This is a genomic window from Phenylobacterium sp. P4_E10 (genome assembly GCF_056401675.1).
The window spans coordinates 245,972-262,058 of sequence record NZ_JBFUIW010000005.1; the positions used below are offsets into that span (position 1 = coordinate 245,972).

14 protein-coding genes are annotated in these 16,087 nt (G+C 67.2%); 6 read left to right on the forward strand and 8 right to left on the reverse strand.

What is annotated here, in order from left to right:
* Positions 1-289: 289 nt before the first annotated feature.
* From AC1DQJ_RS08305 to AC1DQJ_RS08320, 4 genes are all read left to right on the forward strand, one after another.
* Positions 290-1,804 carry an OprO/OprP family phosphate-selective porin gene (locus AC1DQJ_RS08305; protein WP_477602113.1) on the forward strand — a complete coding sequence of 505 codons (1,515 nt, stop codon included), beginning with the start codon at positions 290-292 and terminating at the stop codon, positions 1,802-1,804.
* Positions 1,805-1,894: 90 nt separating this feature from the next.
* Complete coding sequence (locus AC1DQJ_RS08310) at positions 1,895-2,947, forward strand: sulfate ABC transporter substrate-binding protein (RefSeq protein WP_477602115.1); 1,053 nt, start codon at positions 1,895-1,897, stop codon at positions 2,945-2,947.
* A 99-nt stretch (positions 2,948-3,046) separates the two neighbouring features.
* Complete coding sequence (locus AC1DQJ_RS08315; protein ID WP_477602117.1) at positions 3,047-3,313, forward strand: SemiSWEET family sugar transporter; 267 nt, start codon at positions 3,047-3,049, stop codon at positions 3,311-3,313.
* 108 nt (positions 3,314-3,421) lie between these two features.
* Complete coding sequence (locus AC1DQJ_RS08320; protein WP_477602119.1) at positions 3,422-5,737, forward strand: O-linked N-acetylglucosamine transferase, SPINDLY family protein; 2,316 nt, start codon at positions 3,422-3,424, stop codon at positions 5,735-5,737.
* Here the strand turns inward: AC1DQJ_RS08320 and AC1DQJ_RS08325 are convergent.
* From AC1DQJ_RS08325 to AC1DQJ_RS08355, 7 genes are read right to left on the reverse strand one after another with little or no spacing between them, the layout of a single operon-like run.
* On the reverse strand, positions 5,734-6,552 hold the full coding sequence (locus tag AC1DQJ_RS08325; protein ID WP_477602121.1) for an NAD-dependent epimerase/dehydratase family protein: 819 nt from the start codon (positions 6,550-6,552) through the stop codon (positions 5,734-5,736). The two genes, AC1DQJ_RS08320 and AC1DQJ_RS08325, sit on opposite strands and share 4 nt — an antisense overlap.
* Positions 6,549-7,040 carry an acyltransferase gene (locus AC1DQJ_RS08330; RefSeq protein ID WP_477602123.1) on the reverse strand — a complete coding sequence of 164 codons (492 nt, stop codon included), beginning with the start codon at positions 7,038-7,040 and terminating at the stop codon, positions 6,549-6,551. Before AC1DQJ_RS08330 ends, AC1DQJ_RS08325 begins: the two co-directional genes overlap by 4 nt.
* A 6-nt stretch (positions 7,041-7,046) precedes the next feature.
* Complete coding sequence (locus AC1DQJ_RS08335) at positions 7,047-7,577, reverse strand: dTDP-4-dehydrorhamnose 3,5-epimerase family protein (protein ID WP_477602125.1); 531 nt, start codon at positions 7,575-7,577, stop codon at positions 7,047-7,049.
* Positions 7,577-8,818, reverse strand: coding sequence for a methyltransferase domain-containing protein (locus AC1DQJ_RS08340; RefSeq protein ID WP_477602127.1), 1,242 nt, complete (start codon positions 8,816-8,818; stop codon positions 7,577-7,579). The genes AC1DQJ_RS08335 and AC1DQJ_RS08340 overlap by 1 nt, the downstream gene beginning before the upstream one ends.
* On the reverse strand, positions 8,818-9,876 hold the full coding sequence (rfbG, locus tag AC1DQJ_RS08345) for a CDP-glucose 4,6-dehydratase (protein WP_477602129.1): 1,059 nt from the start codon (positions 9,874-9,876) through the stop codon (positions 8,818-8,820). The genes AC1DQJ_RS08340 and rfbG overlap by 1 nt, the downstream gene beginning before the upstream one ends.
* Complete coding sequence (gene rfbF / locus AC1DQJ_RS08350) at positions 9,873-10,646, reverse strand: glucose-1-phosphate cytidylyltransferase (RefSeq protein ID WP_477602131.1); 774 nt, start codon at positions 10,644-10,646, stop codon at positions 9,873-9,875. Before rfbF ends, rfbG begins: the two co-directional genes overlap by 4 nt.
* A 3-nt stretch (positions 10,647-10,649) precedes the next feature.
* Positions 10,650-11,417: a cephalosporin hydroxylase family protein gene (locus AC1DQJ_RS08355; protein ID WP_477602133.1), complete on the reverse strand. Its 768-nt coding sequence runs from the start codon at positions 11,415-11,417 to the stop codon at positions 10,650-10,652.
* 152 nt (positions 11,418-11,569) lie between these two features.
* Here AC1DQJ_RS08355 and AC1DQJ_RS08360 point away from each other — a divergent pair, with 152 nt between their 5' ends.
* Both AC1DQJ_RS08360 and AC1DQJ_RS08365 read left to right on the forward strand, forming a co-directional pair.
* Positions 11,570-12,301: a sulfotransferase domain-containing protein gene (locus AC1DQJ_RS08360; RefSeq protein ID WP_477602135.1), complete on the forward strand. Its 732-nt coding sequence runs from the start codon at positions 11,570-11,572 to the stop codon at positions 12,299-12,301.
* A gap of 53 nt (positions 12,302-12,354) precedes the next feature.
* A complete protein-coding gene (locus tag AC1DQJ_RS08365) occupies positions 12,355-13,416 on the forward strand; it encodes a M23 family metallopeptidase (protein WP_477602137.1) in 1,062 nt (353 codons plus the stop codon).
* 294 nt (positions 13,417-13,710) lie between these two features.
* Here AC1DQJ_RS08365 and AC1DQJ_RS08370 read toward each other — a convergent pair whose 3' ends face one another.
* Positions 13,711-16,002 (reverse strand): beta strand repeat-containing protein, encoded by a 2,292-nt coding sequence (locus AC1DQJ_RS08370; RefSeq protein WP_477602139.1) that lies wholly within the window; start codon positions 16,000-16,002, stop codon positions 13,711-13,713.
* Between the last annotated feature and the right edge of the window lie 85 nt (positions 16,003-16,087).

Here is a 16,087-nt window from a genome sequence, read left to right on the forward strand (position 1 = left end):
CAGCCACCAGGACGGGACCGATCGGCCCGAGCCAGGTTGGCGGGATATACCGCGGGGACGAGGGCGAGAGCGCCAAGGCGAATCGATCCTGAAACACAACGACCAACGAAGCCCGACCCTTATGTCATCGGGATGACAGCGACCCAAGCATGGGCTGCGTCACGGGCGCGCTGTCAGGAAATCTACGACCGCTTGAAGTCAAACTCGATTTTCCCCATAGGAATTATCGGGCCTTTACGCGGTCGAGTTTGAGAAAAACGAACTCCAACAACGAGGGGCAAAAGACCACATGACGTGGAAAACCAAACTCATCACCGGCGCGGCCGCGATCGCCTTGGCATGGCCGGGCCTGGCCGCCGCCGACGAGGCGACCGACACGCGCATCAAGGCGCTCGAGGAACAACTGGAGCTGCTGCAGGCGCAGATCTCCGACCTCAAGCAGTCGACCGCCAACAACATCGCCGACGTGCGTAAGGAAGCGACCGCGACGACGGTCTCCCTCGCCAACGGCCGCCCGACCATCGCCAGCGCTGATGGGAACTTCACCGCCTCGTTCCGCGGCGTGTTCCAGCTCGACGCCGCCCACTACGACCAGGCTGCGGCCGGCCCGCTGGCCACCGACTACCGCCGCGGCTCGTTCGGCGACGCCACCGAGAACGACCACGCGCGCGACCTGTCCGACGGCGCCAACTTCCGCCGCGCCCGCATCGGCATCGAGGGCAAGGCCTTCGGCGCCTTCGACTACAACTTCCTCTACGACTTCGGCGGTTCGGGCACGGAAGAAGCCGGCAAGATCAGCGCCGCCTGGGTGCAGTACGGCTTCCCGGTCGCGAACCTGAAGCTGCGGATCGGCGCCTTCTCGCCGCCGAGCGGCCTGGAAGAAGCGGTCTCCACGAACGGCTCGCTGTTCGTCGAGCGCGCCTCGCCGTCCGAGACCGTCCGCGGCATCGCCGCCGGCGACGGCCGTACCGCCGTCGCCCTGCTCGGCAGCGGCGACAACTGGACCGGCACCGCGGCGATCACCGGCAACATTATCGGCACCGCCAGCTTCGACGAGCAGACCGCCTTCGTCGGCCGCCTGACCTATGTGCCGTTCCGCCGCGACGACTCTCTGATCCACCTGGGCGTGAACACGACGATCGTGATCAACCCCGCCGCCACCGGTCCTGACGTCAGCGGCGCGCCCGCGGCGACCACCATCCGCCTGCGCGACCGGCCGGAAATCCGCGTCGACGGCACCCGCCTGATCGACACCGGCAACATCGACTCCGACGGCCTGACGGTCATCGGGGCCGAGTTCGGCGCCCAGTGGAAGAGCCTCTACCTCCAGACCGAATACTTCGACATCGACGTCGATCGTAAGGGCTCGCTCAGCGACCCGGACTTCTCCGGCTGGTACGCCCAGGCGGGCTGGACCATCACCGGCGAGCCGCGCCGCTACTCGGCCGGCACCTTCGACTCGCCCCGCCCGGCCAAGCCGTTCGACCTGAAAAAGGGGACCTGGGGAGCCTGGGAGCTCGGCCTGCGTTATTCCAAGCTGGACCTCAACTACCTTGCCGGCAACGCCGGCACGGCCCCGGTCGCCTCGGCGATCCGCGGCGGCGAACAGGAGATCGTCACCCTGGGTCTCAATTGGTACGTCAACAACGTGCTGCGGTTCCAGGCGGCCTATCAGGACGTCTCGGTCGACCGTCTGTCGCCCGGCGGGACCGCCTTCGGGGCCGGGACCGCGACCCCGCCTGCCGGCGCCCAGGTCGGCCAGGACTTCAGCATCTACTCGCTGCGTACCCAGTACGCTTTCTGATGCCTAGCGGCGGGCGCGCCGGCTACGGCCGGTCGGCGCGCTCGCCCTTCCCCACACAATCTCAAGTCTGAAGAACAAGGACTGCGATCCATGAGCCAGAACAGCAAACTTCCGTCCCGCCGCGGCGTGCTAGCCGCCGGGACCGCTGGCGCCGCGGCCGTTGCCGCGCCGGCCATGCTCGCCTCGCCGGCGGCGGCCCAGGCCAAGGCGCTCACGCTGCTGAACGTCAGCTACGACCCGACGCGCGAGCTCTACAAGGACATCAACGTCGCCTACGCCAAGTACTGGAAGGAAAAGGTCGGCCAGGACATCGTCATCCAGCAGAGCCATGGCGGCTCGGGCAAGCAGGCCCGCTCGGTGATCGACGGCCTGCAGGCCGACGTGGTCACCCTGGCGCTGGCCAGCGACATCGACGAGATCGCCGCCAAGGCCAAGCTGCTGCCGGCCAACTGGCAGACGCGCCTGCCCAACAACTCGACGCCGTACACCTCGACCATCGTGTTCCTGGTCCGCAAGGGCAACCCGTGGAAGATCAAGGACTGGGGCGACCTGATCAAACCCGGCATCGACGTGATCACGCCGAACCCGAAGACCTCCGGCGGCGCGCGCTGGAACTATCTGGCGGCTTGGGCCTGGGCGCTGCGCCAGCCGGGCGGCAACGCGGCCAAGGCCGAGGCCTTCATCACTGAACTCTTCAAGCACGTGCCGGTGCTCGACACCGGGGCGCGCGGCTCGACCACCACCTTCGTCCAGCGCGGCATCGGCGACGTCCTGCTTTCCTGGGAAAACGAAGCCCACCTGGCCATCGAGGAACTCGGCCCGGGCAAGGTCGACATTGTCTATCCGTCGGTCTCGATCCTGGCCGAACCGCCGGTGGCGATCGTCGACAAGGTGGTCGACCGCAAGAAGACCCGCACGGTCGCTGAGGGCTATCTGAACTTCCTCTACAGCCCGCTGGCTCAGGACCTGATCGGCAAGAACCACTACCGCCCGCGCAATCCCGAGGCGGCGGCGAAGTGGGCCAAGAAGTTCCCGAAGATCCCGCTGGTGACCATCGACGACACCTTCGGCGGCTGGAAGAAGGCCCAAGCCTACCACTTCGGCGACGGCGGGGTGTTCGACCGCATCTACAAGCCGCGCTGATCTCCCTTCGGAGGCTGGCTTGACGAAGGGCGCGGGGCGGCAGGCTCCGCGCCCTTTTCGTTGACTGCAACCCTGGCCATGCCGGCCCGTTTGCAGCCCATGGCTCTTTCCCTGCCCGACCTCATCGGCACGGCCGCGGCGCTTTGCTCGATGGCCAGCTTCACGCCTCAGATCGCCAAGATCTGGCGTGAAAAGGACGCTTCCTCGATCAGCCTGCGCATGTACGTCGTGACGGTCACGGGCTTCTCGCTATGGATCGCCTACGGCCTTATGACCCGCAGCTGGCCCGTGGCTGGAGCAAACAGTGTCTGTCTCGTGCTGTCGGGTGTCATCCTTGGTCTCAAATGGCGGTTCCGCGGCGGATAATCGCGCCATAGTTGGCGCCGCAGGAGCAGCTCACTAGATTGCGCGCCGACCCAGCGGCGCAGCGCGCCCCGGCGATTCCCACACAGTGTGGCGTGACAGGAAGCTTGAATGTCGACCGAGTACTTTGCTGAGGCGGATGCGGCGTTCCGGTCCGGCGACACCGAGAAGGGCGTCGCGCTGACCGAAGCTGCGCTGGAAGCGAACCCCAACGCCGCGGTCGGCGTCTATCGCAACTTCGCCGCCCTGCTGTTCCGCCACCAGCGCTTCGCCCAGGCCGAGCGCTGGGCCCGGGCCGGCGTCGAAATCTACGGCCGCGACTTTGACCTCTGGAACATCCTCGGCGTCGCCTATCGCCGCCAGAAGAAGTACGAGGAGGCGCTGAAGGCGCTGGATCGCGCCGAGAAGATCAGCCCCAAGAACATCTCGGCGATCAGCAACCGCGGCAACATCCACAACGACATGAAGAACGGCCCCGGCGCGGTGGAGGCCTTCACCAAGCTGGTCCGCCTGCAACCGAGCAGCGCGGAGTTCCAGCGCGGGCTCGGCCGCGGCCTCTGGCTTAGCGGCGAGCTCGACAAGGCGCTGATCCGCCTGCGGCTGGCCACCAAACTCAAGCAGGACTACCTCGACGCCTGGCTGGACCTGACCGCCGTCACCGCAGAGAAGGAGGGATCGGCGGCTTGCCTGCCGCTGTTCGAACAGGCCCTCGTCCTGATGCCGGACAGCGCCAAGCTGCGCGAGGGCAAGGCCCTAGCCCTGCGCCGCTCGGGCCGCCTGCGCGACGCCGAGGCCTATCTGACCCAGTTGCTGGGCGATCTGGGCGACCTCGCCTGGATCCACTACCAGATCGCCGGAGTGATCTCCGACTACGACCGCGAGCGCGCCAACACCCACTACGCCAAGGCCATCGAGCTCGATCCCGAGATGGTCAACTACCGCATCGCCTATGCCGAAAGCCTGGCGCGGTCGCGCTTTGGCGACGAGTCGGACCACATCGAAAACGCCTACCATGTGCTGCGCGCGGCCCAAGACCAGATGGGCGAGCTCGACTCCAGCCAGCTGAAGGTGGCCCTGGAGATTCTCACCCGCCTGGCCGACTACGACGGCGCCGAGGCGCTTGGCGGCTTCTCCGACATCGGCGACCGGCTGGTCGACGGCGGCAAGATGACCGCCCTGCTGGCCCACCTGGCCCGTATCCGCAACGACGAGCACCGTGTCGAGCTGGTCGCGATGCACCGTCGCGGCGGGCGGCGGATCATCGAAGGCGCCAAGCGCTTCCCGATCACCCTACCGCCGGCGCGGACGCCCAACGGCAAGATCCGCCTGGGCATCATGTCGTCGGACCTGCGCAACCACCCGGTGGCGTATTTCGCGCTGCCGCTGTTCGAGCACCTCGATCGCTCACGCTTCGAAGTCTACTGCTACTCCTACTTCCAGGAAGATCGCGTCGACGCCACCCAGGCCAAGATCACCGCCGCGGTCGACGCGTTCCGCTGGGAGAAGGACATCTCCGACCGTGACGCGGCCCAGATGATCGCCAACGACCAGCTCGACATGCTGGTCGAACTGGGCGGCTCGACCCACATGAACAAGCTGAACGTCATGGCCTTCAAGCCGGCGCCGCTGTCGGCCAGCTGGCTCGGCTATCCGCACTCGGCGGGCCTTGAGACCATCGATCACCTGATCCTCGACCCCTATGTGGCGCCCACCCGCCCCGAACTGTTGGTCGAAGAGCCGCTGCTGATGCCGAAGAGCTGGATCGCCATGGGCGAATTGGCCTTCCCCGAGCGCCCCATCACCCCGGGCACGCCCGAGCAACGCAACGGCTACCTGACCTTCGGCACCGCCAACAACCCATACAAGTACAGCCGCGAGATGGTTCAGGCCTGGGCCAGGATCACCGCCTCGGTCCCCGACGCCCGCTTCCTGTTCATCCGGCCCGAGGGCGGCGCGCCGTCCTTCCGCGCCAATATGGAAGCGCTGTTCGCGGCCGAGGGCGTAAGCGCCGACCGCGTCCGCTTCATCGACATCCGCGGCGCGCACATGCCGTTCTACAACGAGATGGACATCTCGCTGGACACCTTCCCGCAGACCGGCGGCACCACCACCTGCGAGTGCCTGTGGATGGGCGTGCCGGTGGTCACCCTGGTCGGCGATGCGATGTTCGAGCGGCTCAGCTACTCGATCCTGACCAATGCCGGCCTGGGCGATCTCTGCGCGCGCAGCCCTGAGGAATACGTCCAGATCGCCCTGAAGCTGGCGGCCGACCCGGCCCGCCGCGCGGCGCTGCGCACCGACCTGCGGAGCATGCTGAAGGCCAGCCCGCTCGGCCAGACCAAGCAGTTCGCGGCTGACTTCTACGACATGATCGAGGGCGCCGTGCTCCGCGCCCGCGCCTCGGGGAAGATCCCGGTCGCCGCTTAGGCGCCGACGAAGAAGTCGGGGTCGGCGAGCGCGGCGGCCAGCACCTGTCGCACGTCGCGCGGGCGCACGCCGAGCGCCTGCAAGCGCGTGACGTCGCAGGTCGGGCCGTGCGGGGCGGACTCCGGGCCGGTGAGCTCGAGCCGCCAGCCCGCCGCGTCCAGCACGTCAGCCAACTCGGCGTTGGAGATCGCCTCGCCGCGGGCGATGTTGAATACGCCGTCGGCGTCATGGTCCTGCATGGCCAGCAGGGCGGCGATCACGTCGCCTGCATGAATGTAGTCGCGGCCAGCCTGCGGCGAGGAGGCGAGGCTGATCCGCCGCTCGCGCCGCGCCCGCTTCAGCAGGTCCGACAGGAAGCCGCCGGCGTCGCCCGACCAGTCGAACACGTTGGCCAGCCGGGCGACCGAGGCGCGGCCTTCCGAGCGCGCCAGGCAGAGGTTCTCGCCCAGCGCCTTGGAGAGATCGTAGACATTGCGCGGGGCGGCGACGTCGAACTCCAGCACGTCGTCCTCGCGCCCGCCCCGCTCGCCCAGGCTGTCATAAAGCCGGGTCGAGGATAGGTAGACCAGGCGCTCGAAGCGGGCCTGGCGCAGCACCTGGGTCAACAGGCCGACATGGGCCTCGACCGTGTCGAATGGCCGGACCATGAAGTCGCCGGTCAGGCCGGCGCAGTAGAACACCTTGCCGAGGTCACGGGTCAGTAGCGCCGCCTCGCCGCGGGCCGGGGCGTAGACCTCATCGCCGCGCTCCCGCAGGGCCGCGACCAGGCGCGACCCGATGAAGCCGCTGGCGCCGATGACGGTGTAGGTGGTCATTGCCCGCGAGCGCCGGTGCGCTGGGCCGGCACGCCGGCATAGATCGAATAGGGTTCCAGCACGCCGCGCACGACGGAGCCGGCCGCGACGATGGTTCCCTGGCCGATCACCGCGCCGTCCAGCACCACCACATTGGCGCCCAGCCAGACGTCGTCCTCGATGACGATGCCGCCCTTCGAGGGCAGGAACCCCTGGTCGCGGATCCGCCGCGTGCGGTCGCCGAACGCGTGGTTGGTCGGGGCCAGGGTGCAGTTGGCGGCGATCAGCACCGCGTCGCCGATGCGGATACCGTTGCCGGTGTAGATCATGGTCCCGGAGTTGATCGCGCAGTCCTCGCCGATCGTCACCTCGCCCACTCCGCCGGCCGGTTTGATCTTCACGAAGGCGTCGATCATGGTCCGCGCCCCGATCCTGATCAGGGTGCCGCGGGCCGACGGCTCGATGTCGGCCAGTTTCGAGATCTTCGCGGTCGGATCGATGTCGAGCATGTCGCCTCAGGCCTCGAAGTCAGGATAGCCCGCGTCGCGCTCGGAAATCACCTGCGGCGACGCCGGCCAGGCGATGGCGAAGGCCGGGTCGTTCCAGCGGGCGCCGAGACCGTGCCCGGGCTCGAAGATGCGATCGATCTGGTAGAGGACGTCGGTGTCGTCCTCCAGGGTGATGAAGCCGTGGGCCATGCCCTGGCCGATCAGCAGGGCGCGGCCGTTGTCGGCGCTCAACTGGGTTCCGGTCCAGCGACGGAAGGTCGGGCTGGCGGGCCGCAGGTCGACGGCGACGTCGAAGATCGCCCCGCGAGGCGCGCGGACCAGCTTGGCCTCTTCGTGCGGAGCCGCCTCGTAATGCAGCCCGCGCAGGGTGCCGGCCTTCAAGTTGCGCGACAGGCTGGTCTGCTGCGGGACGAACGGATGGCCGGCGGCGGCGAACTCCTGCGGGCAATGCAGGCGGGCGAAGGAGCCGCGATCGTCGCTTGCCGGCTCCAGGTCGACGATGACGACGCCCTCGATCTCCGTCGCCGTGAACTTCATCAGCCGACGACCTTGGTGTCTGGCGCGGCTGTGACGAACTGGCCGCCCCACTCCTTGATGTAGGCCAGTTGGCCCATGATCTCGTCCTTCAGGTTCCACGGCAGGATGATCACATAGTCCGGCTTGAACTGAGCGATCTGGGCGGGAGCATGGGTCGGAATGTGCGTGCCCGGCAGGAAACGGCCCTGCTTGTGCGGATTGGCGTCGAACACCGCCACGATGTCGGCCGGCGTCACCCCCGCGTAGTTGAGGAAGGTGTTGCCCTTGGCGGCGGCGCCGTAGGCGGCGACGGTCTTGCCCTCCGACTTGGCTTTCGCGAGGAAGTCGAGGAACCCACGACGGACCGCCTCCACGCGGGCGGCGAAGCCTTCATAGCCGGCCGGCTTGTCGAGATTGGCCGCCTGCTCGCGGGCCCGCAGGTCGCGCAGAGCCTGGGTTTCCTGGTGGCTGGAACTCTCATGGGCGCAGAACAGCCGCAGAGAACCGCCATGGGTCGGAAGTAGTTCGACGTCGAACGGTCTCAGGCCATTGGTCCGAAGCACCTTCTCGACCGCCAGCAGCGACAGGTACGAATAGTGCTCGTGATAAATGGTGTCGAACTGGACCTTCTCGATCAGGTTCAGCAGGTGCGGGAACTCGAAGGTGAGCACGCCCTCGGGCTTCAGCACGTACTGGAAGCCGGCAACGAAGTCGCCGATGTCTGGCACGTGGGCCAGCACGTTGTTGCCGGCCATCAAGTCGGCGGCGATGCCCCGGGCCTGCAGGTCCTTGCCCGTCGCCGCGTTGAAGAAGGTGACTTCGGTGGGGATGCCCCGCTCCTCGATCGCCACCTGCGCGGTGTTGGCGGTGGGCTCGACACCGAGGACCGGAACCCCCATCGCCTTGAAGTGCTGCAGCAGGTAGCCGTCGTTGGAGGCGACCTCGATCACCAGCGAGGCGGGTCCCAGGCCGAACCGTCCCGCCATCGCCTCGGCATAGCGCTTGGCATGCGCCACCCAGCTTTCGGAATAGGCCGAGAAATAGGCGTAGCCTTCGTCGAAGATGGCGTCAGCCGCGACCGGATCATCGGCCTGGACTAGGAAGCAGGTCCCGCAGACGCGGGTGTGCAGGGGATAGAAGCCCTCGGTCCCAGCCTCGAGCTGCGCCTTGGTCAGGTAGGAATTGGCCAGGGGCTGGTCGCCGAGGTCCAGGAAGGTCTGGGTCAGCGGGGCGCGGCAGAAGCGGCAGGCGGGGACAGTCATCAGAGGCTTTCGTAACGCGTGATCTGTTCACGCACGAGACCAAGGGCGTCGCCGCCATCGGCCTGGGCGCGGTACCATTCCATGGTCCAGTCGACCGCGGCCGGCGCGTCGAGACGGCTTTCGAAGCCGAGCACCTGGCGGGCCAGGCTGGCGTCGATGCCGAGGGCGCGGGCCTCGATCGAATGGGGGTCGGGTTCGTGGCGCCACGGTTGGGCGCCGAGCGCGGCGGTCGCGCGGGTGGCGAGCTCGCCGACCGTCACTTCCGGGCCGCCGGGGCGCGGGCCGAAGTTCAGCGCACGCGGGGTGTTCGGGTCCGTGGCCAGGCGTTCGAGATAGACCAGGTAGCCGGCCATGCAGTCGAGTACGTGCTGCCAGGGGCGGGTGGCTTCGGGATGGCGCAGCACAGTCTGGGCCTGGCTGGCGCCGGCGCGGACGATGTCGGCCACCAGGCGGTCGCGGGAGAAGTCGCCGCCGCCGATGACGTTGCCGCCGCGGGCTGTGGCGACCGGCACGCCGGCCTTGTCGAAGAAACTGCGGGCGAAGCTCTGGGTGACGATCTCGGCCGCGGCCTTGGAGGCCGAATAAGGATCCTTGCCGCCGAGCGCGTCGCCCTCGGCGAAGGCCCTGCCCTGTTCGTTGTTGGCGTAGACCTTGTCGGACGTGATCACCAGGCAGGCCGCCAGCGCCGGCTGGGCGCGCAGGGCCTGCAGCAGGTGGGCCGTGCCCATGATATTGGCCGCGAACGTCGCGACCGGGTCCTCGATCGAGGTGCGCACGATCGGCTGGGCGGCCATGTGCAGCACCAGGTCAAACGGGCGACTGCGGACCAGCGCCTCTACCGCGGCTTGGTCGCGCAGGTCTACAAAGTGCGACTCGACCAGGCCTTCGACGCGGGCCTGGTCGAACAGGGCCGGCTGCTGGTCTGGGGCCAATGCCAGGCCGGTGACCTGCGCGCCCATCCGCGCCAGCCAGACCGCAGCCCACGAGCCTTTGAACCCGGTGTGTCCGGTCAGAAGGACCCGTTTTCCCGACCAGAAGGCGGGGGTAGGCCGCGTCATTTCCAGAGCTTCCACGGCGCCTTGCCGGAGGCCCAAAGCGATTCGAGCGTGTTCTTGTCGCGCAAGGTGTCCATCGCCGCCCAGAAGCCGTCGTGCGGCCGGGCCATCAGCTGGCCATCGGCGGCCAGGCCCTGCAGGGGCTCCAGCTCCCACACCGTCGCGTCGCCGGCGATGCGGTCGATCACCTTCGGATCGAGCACGAAGAAGCCCCCGTTGATCAGGCCGTTGTCGCCCGGGGGCTTTTCGATGAAGCGATCGACCCGGCCTTCGACGATGTCCAGCGCGCCGAACCGGCCGGGCGGCAACACCGCGCTGACCGTCGCATCCTTGCCGTGCGCCGTGTGGAAGGCGAGCAACTCGCCGAGATCGATGTCCGCGACGCCGTCGCCATAGGTCAGGAAGAACGGCTCGTTCGGGTCCAGGTACTTGGCGACCCGCTTGATGCGGCCGCCGGTCATGGACTCCTCGCCCGTATCCACCAGGGTCACCCGCCAGGGCTCGTGGTTGGTGGCGTGGTACTCGACCGAGCCCTGGGCCAGGTCGACGGTCAGGTCGGCGTTATGCAGGACGTAGTTGGCGAAATACTCCTTCACCACGTAGCCCTTGTAGCCAAGGCACACGATGAAGTCGTTGAAGCCGTAGTGCGAGAACAGCTTCATGATGTGCCACAGGATCGGCCGTCCGCCGACTTCGATCATCGGCTTGGGCTTGAGGTGGCTTTCCTCGGAGATCCGGGTGCCGAGACCGCCGGCCAGCAGGACGACCTTCATGGGTTAGGCGATCCGCTTGACGAAGGCGTCGGGCCAGTAGGTCACGCGCTCGGTCACCGCGCCCTCGTTGAACGGGAAGGCCGGCTCTTCGACGATGAAGCGCTGGTCCTGCGCCACGAAGTCGTGGACCGCTTTTTGCGGGTTGTTCCAGTCCCAGTCATCGCCGGTGCGCGGGCCGCCCTTGACCTGGGCCATGATGCCGTCGGTCGCCACCACGTAGGAGCCGACCTCGATCAGCTCGCCGTAGAGCCGCAACTCTTCCAGAACGTGGGCGTGGGTGTGGTTGGAATCGAGCACCACCAGGACCTTCTCGCCCGGCTTGATCAGCGCCTTCACCTGGTCGAGCACTTCCGGCGCGGTGGAGGAGCCTTCGATCAGGTCGATACGCTTCTTCATCGGATGGGCTTCGATGGCCGCGCGGTTGTGCGGTCGGATCTCGATATCGATGCCGACGACGCGGCCCTTGCCCATGGCCTCGAACAGCGAGGCGTAGAAAATCAGGCTGCCGCCGTGCGCGACGCCGGTTTCCACCAGCACGTCGGGCTGCAGCGCATAGATCACCTCCTGCAGACGGACCATGTCCTCCGGCAGCTGGATGATCGGGCGGCCCATCCAGGCGAACGAGTAGACGTACTTCGAGTCCCAGGTGGCGCGCAGCCAGGCCTTGGACGCCGCCGCGAAGCCCTCGGCGCTCGCCAGGCTGTGGCGCACTTCGGTCTCGCCGTTCTTGACGATGACCTCGCCGCGTTCTTCGTCGATGGTAGTGATCAAGCTCTAGGCCCTTTGTGATGTGGCGAAGGGGCTGCCGCCTCGCCCCGCCGAAGACTGGCCCTCTATTATCGCGTGTCGCGGGCGCGATGAAGCCGTATCCAGGGATCGAGAGGCGGCTGTGCGCCGCAAGTCGAACAATTCTGAGGTCTGGCGTGCAGCCTTTGGTGAATTTCATCGTCGTCGGGGTGCAGAAGGCCGGGACGACCGCGCTCTTCGACTACCTGTCGGACGATCCGGCCTATGCGGTTTCCGCGACCAAGGAGGTCCATTTCTTCGACGACGAATCGGTCGACTGGAACGCCCCCGACTACGGCCCTTATCACGCGCAGTTCCATTGGGAGCGGCCGGCGATCCGCGGAGAGGCGACGCCGATCTACATCTACTGGCCGCGGAGCCTCGAGCGCATTGCGCGCTACAATCCTGCGGTTCGACTGGTCGTCATGCTGCGCGATCCGGTCGAGCGGGCCTGGTCACATTGGAAGATGGAAACCTCGCGCGGTGTCGAGACCGCGCCATTCTCCTGGTGCATCCGCGCGGGCCGCCGGCGACTGTTCGAGCGGGAGCCTTGGGGCGTCGATCGCGAGATTTCCTATGTCGAGCGGGGCTTCTATGGCGAGCAGCTTGAGCGTCTCTACAGCCTCTTTCCACGCGAGCAGGTGCTGGTCCTGCAGGCCGACGATCTGCGCGGCGATCCGAACGCGACGCTCGGGCGGGTCAACGCCTTCCTGGGCGCTGCGCCGTCTCCGCAGGTTGATCATCGGGAGGTGCATGTAGGCCGTGACGTCGGCGCGGCGCTGTCAGACGAGGACGCCGCGTTCCTGCGCGAGATCTACGCCGAGGACATGCAGCAGCTGGCCGCGCTCAGCGGAATCTCGTTCTGGTGACGTCACAATTCGGGCCCATCGATCTGGCGCCCTCGCGGTCAAGGAGACGCCGATTGAAGCTCGCCCCACTCGCTCTCATCGCCGCGGCCGCCGCCTGTTCGCCGCCCGCCGACACGCAGGCACAGGCCCAGGCCGCGCCAGGGCAGGCGCCTGCGGGCGCGTCCGCGGCTCCAGCTCCGCCGGTCGCCGGTGCGCCGCGGCTGGAGTTCCCTGTCGCCTGCGAGATCGGCAAGACCTGCGAGGTCCAGAATTACGTCGATCACGACCCGGGACCGGGCGCGAAGGACTATCGCTGCGGCTCAAACACCTATGACGCCCACGGCGGCGTCGATATTCGGCTGCTGGACATGGCGGCCCAGGCCCGCGGCGTCGCTGTGTTGGCGGCCGCCCCGGGACGCGTGGCTCGGCTACGCGATGGGGTGACTGACGTCTCGGTGAAGACCATCGGCAAGGCTGCCCTGGGCGGACAGGATTGCGGCAACGGCGTCGTCGTCGATCACGGCGGCGGCTGGGAGACCCAGTACTGCCATCTGGCCAAGGGCAGCATCGGCGTGAAGGTCGGCGATCAGGTCGCGGCCGGCCAGTCGATCGCCCGGGTCGGACTCTCCGGCAACACCGAGTACCCGCACCTGCACGTCACCGTGCGCAAGGACGGCGCGATGGTCGATCCGGGCGCGCCGAGCGCTGCAGCCGACGCCTGCGACGCGAGCGGCGCGGGTCCCGGTCTGTGGGCGCCGGCCGCCGCGGCGGCCCTGGCCTACAAGGACGGCGCGGTGCTGAACGTCGGCTTCGCGGGCGCGCCAGTGTCAATGGAGGGCATTGAGGCCGGCGGCATCGCGGCGCCGACCTCAGCTGCGCCTATGCTCATCGCCTACGCCCGGGCGATCAACCTGCGACCGGGCGACGTCCAGGAGCTGACCATCCAGGGCCCCGATGGCGCCAGCGTCGCCTCGGGCTCCCAACCCCCGCTCGACCGGGCCAAGGCCCAGTACATGAGCTTCGTAGGCAAACGCGCCGCGGCGGGTTCCTGGAAGCATGGACAGTATACCGGCCGCTACATCGTCCGCCGGGACGGTCGCGTGGTCCTCGACCGGATTTTCGAGCAGGCCCTCTAGCTCGCCGGAATCCCTGCGCCGCGGGCCGCTACGGCTCCGCTCACAAATCCGTTAGTCCGGCCCTGCGACACTAGAGTTCCTTTGACCGAAAGGCGCATTCGGTTACAGTTCAGTGTCAGCCCTGCTCTCCATGGCTGTGTCGCTTTGATCGGGCGGCGAAGCAATCGCTTCGCCGCCCGATCTCGTTTCTGGGCCCAAGCGTCGCCCCCGAGCCGATCGGCTCAAATCCCCAAATCGCAGACAAAAAAAGAGCCGCCCCGAAGGGCGGCTCCAATCTTGTGACTGTCGTCGAGTTTAGGCGACGAAGTCCGCACCCGCGTCGTCCAGACCAGCGAGCGCAACGCCCGTCAGCTTGATGACCGTCGAGATAGCGTTCGTGGCTCCGCTGTCGGCGAAGATGAAGGTATCGGCGCCAACTTGAACCGCGACGATATCCTTCGTGCCACCAGCGACCAGCACGTTCGCAGCCGCATAAGCGTCAGCGTAGGTGAGGCCAGTTTGCTCGTTGTAGTTCCCGACCGAGCCAACCACGCCGAGGGCGATCGTGTCGGTCGCGCTCACGAAGTCAGTGATCGAGTCCGCAGTCGTCCCGGCAGTCGCGGTGGCCGAAGAGTCGCCGGCGGCGAACACGAACCGATCCGCCAGGAGACCACCCGTAAGGGTGTCAACGCCAGCACCGCCGGTGATGGTGTCGGTGCCGTCGCCGCCGTCGATGGTGTCGTTCCCGACGCCGCCGAGCAGTTGGTCGTTGCCCAGACCGCCAGTGAGCGCATCGATACCGTCACCACCGCTGACCGTATCGTTGCCGTCATTGCCAGCCAGGGTATCGCTGTCAGCGCCGCCGTTGATGACGTCGTTGAAGGTGCCACCGGCGATGATGTCGTTGCCAGCGCCGCCGTTGGCAGAACCCAGGCCACCACCGATGAAGTTGATGGTGTCGTCGCCGTCGCCGCCGTTGACGACATCCGCGCCAGCGCCATCGGTGATCACGTCGTTGCCGGCGCCACCGTTGATGATGCTCGCACCGTCGCCGCCGAGGATCTGGTCGTTGCCTTCACCACCTTCGATGGTGTCAGCGCCAGCGCCAGCGCCGAGGCCGCTTTCGATGGTGTCGTTGCCGGCGCCGCCGATGATGTAGTCGATGCCGACGCCACCAAAGATCTTGTCAGCGCCCGCGCCGCCATCGGCCGAGTTTTGTTCGGTCGCGCCAGCAGCAGCCAGAGTGATTTGGTCGTCGCCATCTTCGCCGTAAACGGTGTCGTTACCGTCGCCCGCGGTGATGGTGTCGCTGTCGGCGCCGCCGTAGATGTAGTCATTACCAGCGAGGCCGCTGATCACGTCCAGGCCAACGCCGCCGCTGAGGCTATCAGCGCCGACCGAACCGTTGATTTGGTCATCGCCGGCGTCGCCGAAGACGGTGCTGGCGTTGGTGCCGTCGCCGGTCACGGTGATGATGTCGTTGCCATCGCCGCCGGACACGGTGTCCTTGCCGCCAAGGTTAGTGATCGTGTCAATGCCCGCGCCGCCAGTGACGCTGTCGTTGCCGAGACCGCCGTCCAGGACGTCGTCGCCGAGGTCGCCGTACAGTTGGTCGGCATCTTCGCCGCCATTGAGGTTGTCGTTGTCTTGACCACCGATCAGGGTGTCGGCGCCCTTGCCGCCCTTGAGGACGTCAGCACCGATGTTGCCAGCGATCCAGTCCGCGTCGTCGCCACCGTCGATGTCGTCGACACCTTGACCACCCGACAGGGTGTCCGTGCCAGCTTCGCCCTTGATTTGGTCGTCGCCGGTGTTGCCGTTCACGACGTCGGCGCCAGCGCCAGCAGCGATGGAGTCGTTGCCCGCGCCGCCGAAGATGGTTTCAGCGTCGCTGCCGGTGCCGGTGAAGGTGTCGTTGCCAGCGCCGCCATCAACCGAGTCGTTGCCGCTCGAGTTGCTGATCTTGTCAGCGCCGTCGCCGCCGAGGAGCGTGTCCACGCCCGCGCCGCCGTCGATGCTGTCATCGCCCAGGTCGCCGCTGACATAGTCGTTGCCAGCGCCAGCGGTGATGGTGTCGCTGTCTTGACCGCCCAGCAGGGTGTCGTTGCCGGCGCCCGCGCTGATCACGTCGAGGCCGATGTTGCCTTGGACGAAGTTGTTGCCCGAATCAGCGCTGATGAGGTCGTCGTTCTGACCCCCGAAGATCGAGTCGTTGCCGGTGCCACCGGTGATCGTGTCATTGCCCTTGTTGCCTTGGATGACATCGTCGCCAGCGTCGCCGCTGAAGTTGTCGGCGCCGTCGTTGCCCCAGAGGCCATCGGCGAAGGCCGAGCCCAGGACGGTATCCGCGCCGGTGGTGCCAACGTAGAGCACCGAGCCGTCGGCGAACGACGTGGTCTTGCCGAGGATCGCAGTCGGGAAGGTCAGGGACTTGCCGCCGAAGGTCAGGGTGGCGGTGTTAGCAACGGGGTCCGGGAACGAGGTGTTCGTGAAGGCCACGACCACTTGCGAGCCCTTGGCTCCAGCGGTCGAGAACTTCAGGGTGTCGCCCGCGGCGAACGCATCAGCCTGCGCCTGCGTCGCGGTTTCGAAGATTAGTTCAGCCATGTTTCTCTCCAGTCTGTGTCACATGGACCCCCGAAACGCCTGGCCACCATTTTCCAATGGAGCGGTCCCAGCGGTCCTCTTCTGC